Below are 5,032 nucleotides of genomic sequence, written 5' to 3'. Positions count from 1 at the left end.
AGGCCGAGCTGAAAGCGCTGCAATCGCAAATCAATCCTCACTTTCTATACAATACGCTCTCATTCATCAATTGGAAGGCGCTCAAAAATGAAGCGCCGGAAATTAGTCATGTCGTTACATCGATGTCGAAATTTTATCGGACGGCTCTTAATCAAGGCAACAATATTATTACTGTGCGTAACGAATTGGAGAATATCAAATCCTATATTGAGATTATTCAGGTTATGGGTGATTATAGCTTCGATGTGGTTTATAAGATCGATGAGGAGGTTAACGATTATTCAACAATAAATTTAATTCTTCAACCGCTCGCAGAAAATGCAATCAAGCATGGTATCAAACAGAAAAATAATGGAAAGGGTCTACTGTATGTTAGTGCCTGGCTTGGTAAAGGGACGGTCAATTTCGCGATTGAAGACAACGGTCCAGGTATGGAGAAGGAGACGATCGATACGATACTTACGATGCAATCGACAGGATATGGCCTCAAAAATGTCAACGAGCGTCTGCAACTGCGGTTCGGCACTAAATACGGCATCTCCATCCAAAGTCGACTTGGCTATGGTACAGTTATGACCATCGTTATTCCACAAAGCTTGCATAGTTCCACAGTATAAACAACTTATTCTCCCAAATTCAACTTCGCCCGCCGGCTAGCCGGACGGGTTTTTTTAACTCCGTAATAAACTGCATCATTTCTAAAATATTTGATAATTATTAAATAAGTTTCCTATGTTATATTCTCTTTAGCACAATGGAACCGCTTACAAAAAGGAGGGAATAAAGCAATGAGCAATACGATTAGGGCAATTAGCACGAAACAGGTGCTGAGGAGGGAGAAGATAAAAAAATATAAACAATACCGTGTGCTGCTGATTATGATGATTCCGGCAGTTGTCTATTACATTCTATTTCATTATCTCCCCATGTACGGCGTATTGTTGGCATTCAAAGATTTTAAAATTACACAGGGCATCATCGGAAGTCCATGGGCTGGACTTCATCATTTCGAGAAGATTATGAATGACACGTATTTCTATACTGTGTTGAAAAATACACTAATTATCAGTTTAAGCAAGCTGGTTTTTGGTTTCCCGGTACCCATCATTTTTGCATTGTTATTGAGTGAGATTTCAAATATGAAATTCAAGAGGTTAGCTCAGACTGTATCCTATTTACCTCATTTTATATCATGGGTTGTCATGGCTGGGATATTTTTTACGTTGTTTTCCTTGGACGGTCCTATCAATGGCATTGTAAAACTATTAGGCGGCGATCCGATGTTATTCTTGGCGGATGATCGTTACTTCCGCACCATACTTGTGGCGACGAGTATTTTTCAAGGCTTCGGATGGGGTTCAATTATCTATTTCGCAGCCATTTCGAGTATCGATCCGCAGTTGTACGAAGCTGCGGTACTCGATGGAGCTGGTCGTTTTAAAAGGATGTTTTATATATCTATTCCGATGCTTGCGCCCGTTATAGCCATTATGCTTATTCTATCAATGTCCGGTATTTTGGATGCGGGTTTTGATCAGATATTCAATATGTATAATGTCAAAGTGTATAACGTTTCAGACATAATCGATACTTATGTCTATCGTAAAGGTTTAATTGAGATGAACTATAGCTACGCGACGGCCGTTGGATTGTTCAAATCCGTGGTTGCTTTGATCCTGATCGTTATCGTAAATAAGATAGTGAAATGGATTGGCGGCAAGGAGCATGCCATATGGTAATTTTCTTAATTAGACGAGGGAGCGAGAACGATGATTAACATAAAAAAATCAACGGCAGACAAAGTAGTCGACGTCTTTTTGTATCTCATTCTGGCAGGTATTATTTTTATCACATTGTATCCCTTTTGGACGCAGGTCGTGATTTCTTTAGATGGAGCAGGAGCAGACAGTGCTGCCTATTCATCAGGCTTCATATGGTTGCCGACACAGCTCACGTTCGAGAGCTACAAGCTGGCCTTTAAATTCGATGCGCTATGGACGGGATACTGGAATACGATTATTCGAACCGCGCTGGGTGTTATATTATCTATATTTTTTACGGCCATAACCGCCTATCCTTTAGCAAAAAAAGACCTTCCCTTTAACCGATCGTTTACAAGCATGATTTTGTTCACGATGTTGTTTGCTGGGGGGACGATTCCTTCGTACCTGCTTATTAAGGAACTGAATATGCTTGATACGATTTGGTCGCTTGTTATTCCGGGAATGATTGGTGCGTTTAACGTATTGATTATGCGAAATTTTTTTCGTTCGATTCCGGAAGAACTGGAAGAGTCGGCACGAGTGGATGGTGCAGGTTACTTGCGGATATTTACTCAGATCGTCATACCTTTATCGAAGCCAGTGCTGGCTACGATTGCTTTATGGGTAGGTGTAGGCCACTGGAATGCATGGTTTGACAGCATGATCTACATTTCAGATCCAAATAAGCAAGTTCTGCAGATTGTTTTACGCAAAATTATTATTCAAAACAACATGGCGGATATTAACAGCGTCATTCAAAATATCGGTAAAACAACAGAGTTTTCGGGAAGACAGCTGCAAGCCACGGTTGTCATGTTCTCGATCATTCCAATGCTGGTCGTTTATCCTTTTATCCAAAAGTATTTTGTCAAAGGCGTTATGATTGGCGCTATTAAAGGGTAACTCCCCTAATAGATAATATTTCATAAACAGAGAGGGCTGGTTGAAATGATAAAGAAGCGTGTATTGCTAGGAGGGCTATCCGCAGTTATGCTGATGTCGATCATGGCGGGATGCGGCAAAAATGATTCCTCGGGTAATCAGACTGATAATGGGAATAAACAATCGGCAGTCAATGGAGAAGCGACGAATAAAAAAATGAAATTGATGTTTTGGAATTTAGATGAGAATCAAACGACAGACTCAGTCGGATTAAATGCACTGAAAGAGAAGTACAACGTCGATTTGGAAAGTATTGCATCAACCAGGGAAGCGATGAAAGAAAAACTGAACCTTCTTATATCCTCTGGTGAAATTCCAGATTGGTGGAAAGAGCCATCGTTTACGGATTACGATAAATTTCTCCAACAGGATGTTGCCGCTGAAATTCCGCAACAATTAATTGAACAAAATATGCCGAAATATACGGAGTGGCTTAAACGTTACCTTGGGGAAGATCCATTTAAGTATATAAGAAGAGATGGGAAAATCTATGGATTACCGGTCATCTGGGATATTGGTATCGATGGTATACAGCTCGGTTTTCGTGAAGATTGGTTGAAAAAAGTAGGCATAACAAAAACACCGGAAACGCTTGATGAGATGGAAGCTGCATTGACGAAATTCCGGAACGAGGATCCTGACGGCAATGGTAAAAAAGATACGTATGGCATCACAGCAGCAGGTGAAAATATCGAATCTATTTTCAGCTCCGTGTTTGGCGCATATGATGCTTATCCTAATATATTCCGTGAGAAAGATGGAGTAATCGTCCGTGGAGAAATTGAACCAGGTGCGAAGCAAGCGCTTGAAGTTCTGAACCGTTGGTATAAAAATGAATTGATTGATCCCGAATTTGTCGTTAATAAAGGTAATAATGTTGAAGACAAAGTGCTTACGGACAAAATAGGAGCGATTGAATATTATTGGTGGGCGTTCTTGCCGGGCAACGCATTCCTTGGTGGAGAACAGTGGTATGACAAGCTGGCTAAGAAGTACCCGGGCTTTAATTTTGCAATTGAAGGCGGAATTAAGGGACCCGATGGGAAATACGGCATATCACAGTACAACCCAGCCTTTGCATCGGGTGTTATGTTCGGTAAGCATTTAGAAAAAGACCAGGCAAAACTGATTAAATACATGCAAATTTTCGAAGCTACCCAATTTGATCCGGAAATTTATGAAAAAATGAACTTTGGAGAGAAAGGTGTCCATTGGAATAAGAGCGACAAAGGAACGGTTGAATTTATCGCTCCATATACAGACGAGAAAGAACGCAAAAAAATAGGGCTTGGCGGTTACTCGATGGCAGGCTCGTTCAATGACTACGAATTTCAAACGTCATATACATCTGAAGAAAGTCTGCGTCAGCTTGCGAAAGATACACGTGCCAAGGGAACGAGAAATATTGATATTCTAGCACCATTCAACAAGCCCATCTACAATGAAACGCAGGATAAGTTGAAACAGTATACACTGCAAAATTTTATAGATTTTATTACGGGTCGCAAACCGCTGAGCGAATTCGATAGTTTTGTAGCTGAATGGAAAAAGATGGGCGGCAATGATGTATTAAAAGAAGCGCAACAAGTATATGACGACAATTTAAAATCATAATCATTTTGCTAAGCTAATTATCGATCTAAGAATGCGCTTAAATGAAAAATTATGCAGCAGGGAGATAGGAGAACTATGTATACCATAAACGCTGGTGTCTTAAAATTGCAGTTGAACGAAAAAGGTCAAATCACAGCTATGAACGATAGCGGGGATCATGCGTATGCATCAACTTCGCAGACTACTGTGCTTATACGCATTGTCATCGATGGTCGAATGGAGGTGCCTTCGAAGGCATCTTTCAACGCGGTACTGGGGCTAATTACTTTTGAATTTGCAGATAGCGGTGCTGTGGTCGATGTGTTGATAGTAGAAAAATCGCAGTATGCGACATTTGAGATTCAGCGTATTGAAGGCGCCGATGTGGATGGGATCATATGGGGACCGTATATGACAACGGTTGCCGGTTCAATCGGTGAATCGGTTGGTGTCGTTCATAATGGACAATTCGCGATCGGCCTTCAGGCATTGAATATCAAGACTGTCGGGGGGTGGCCGATCGAGCTCGATCGGTTGGAAAATGTGCAGCAAAGTTATTCGGACAACGGGAACGTAAAGCCGGATCCTGACAGTCAGCAAATATCCGATAGTAAATTCGAGTATGATGTTTGCGCAGCATGGCCGACAAGCGAAGGAAGCCTGCTGCAGGCATTTGCTAGAAATCGGTCGAAGAGCTTTCGTCGTCCGGCATGGAACTTACCGCTTGTTCAAGT

Annotated in this window: 5 protein-coding genes; all 5 read left to right on the top strand. The window is 41.3% G+C overall.

Annotated elements, in window-relative coordinates; genetic code table 11:
• Positions 1 to 617: sensor histidine kinase (locus AB4Z17_RS31940; RefSeq protein WP_441964328.1), on the top strand; the 617-nt coding region annotated here is incomplete at its 5' end.
• A 171-nt stretch (positions 618 to 788) separates the two neighbouring features.
• Positions 789 to 1,739 (top strand): ABC transporter permease, encoded by a 951-nt coding sequence (locus AB4Z17_RS31935; protein WP_076271527.1) that lies wholly within the window; start codon positions 789 to 791, stop codon positions 1,737 to 1,739.
• A 30-nt stretch (positions 1,740 to 1,769) separates the two neighbouring features.
• Entirely contained in the window at positions 1,770 to 2,666 is an 897-nt protein-coding gene (locus AB4Z17_RS31930; protein ID WP_441964325.1) for a carbohydrate ABC transporter permease, read from the top strand.
• Between the two features lie 45 nt (positions 2,667 to 2,711).
• A complete protein-coding gene (locus tag AB4Z17_RS31925) occupies positions 2,712 to 4,319 on the top strand; it encodes an extracellular solute-binding protein (protein WP_441964323.1) in 1,608 nt (535 codons plus the stop codon).
• A gap of 75 nt (positions 4,320 to 4,394) precedes the next feature.
• Positions 4,395 to 5,032, top strand: a 638-nt coding sequence (locus tag AB4Z17_RS31920; protein WP_441964321.1) for a hypothetical protein, incomplete at its 3' end; no start/stop codon positions are given.

The organism is Paenibacillus sp. TAF43_2, from assembly GCF_052113545.1.
In the GTDB taxonomy this organism is placed as follows: Bacteria; Bacillota; Bacilli; order Paenibacillales; family Paenibacillaceae; genus Pristimantibacillus.
The sequence above is the reverse complement of the archived record's forward strand: the minus strand, read 5'-3'. Positions and strand labels throughout refer to the sequence as shown.

What these genes read in the sequence shown, in the direction of transcription:
- AB4Z17_RS31930 (WP_441964325.1), top strand. Translation starts at nt 1,770, where the DNA reads ATGATTAACATAAAAAAATCAACGGCAGACAAAGTAGTCGACGTCTTT.
- AB4Z17_RS31935 (WP_076271527.1), top strand. Translation starts at nt 789, where the DNA reads ATGAGCAATACGATTAGGGCAATTAGCACGAAACAGGTGCTGAGGAGG.
- AB4Z17_RS31925 (WP_441964323.1), top strand. Translation starts at nt 2,712, where the DNA reads ATGATAAAGAAGCGTGTATTGCTAGGAGGGCTATCCGCAGTTATGCTG.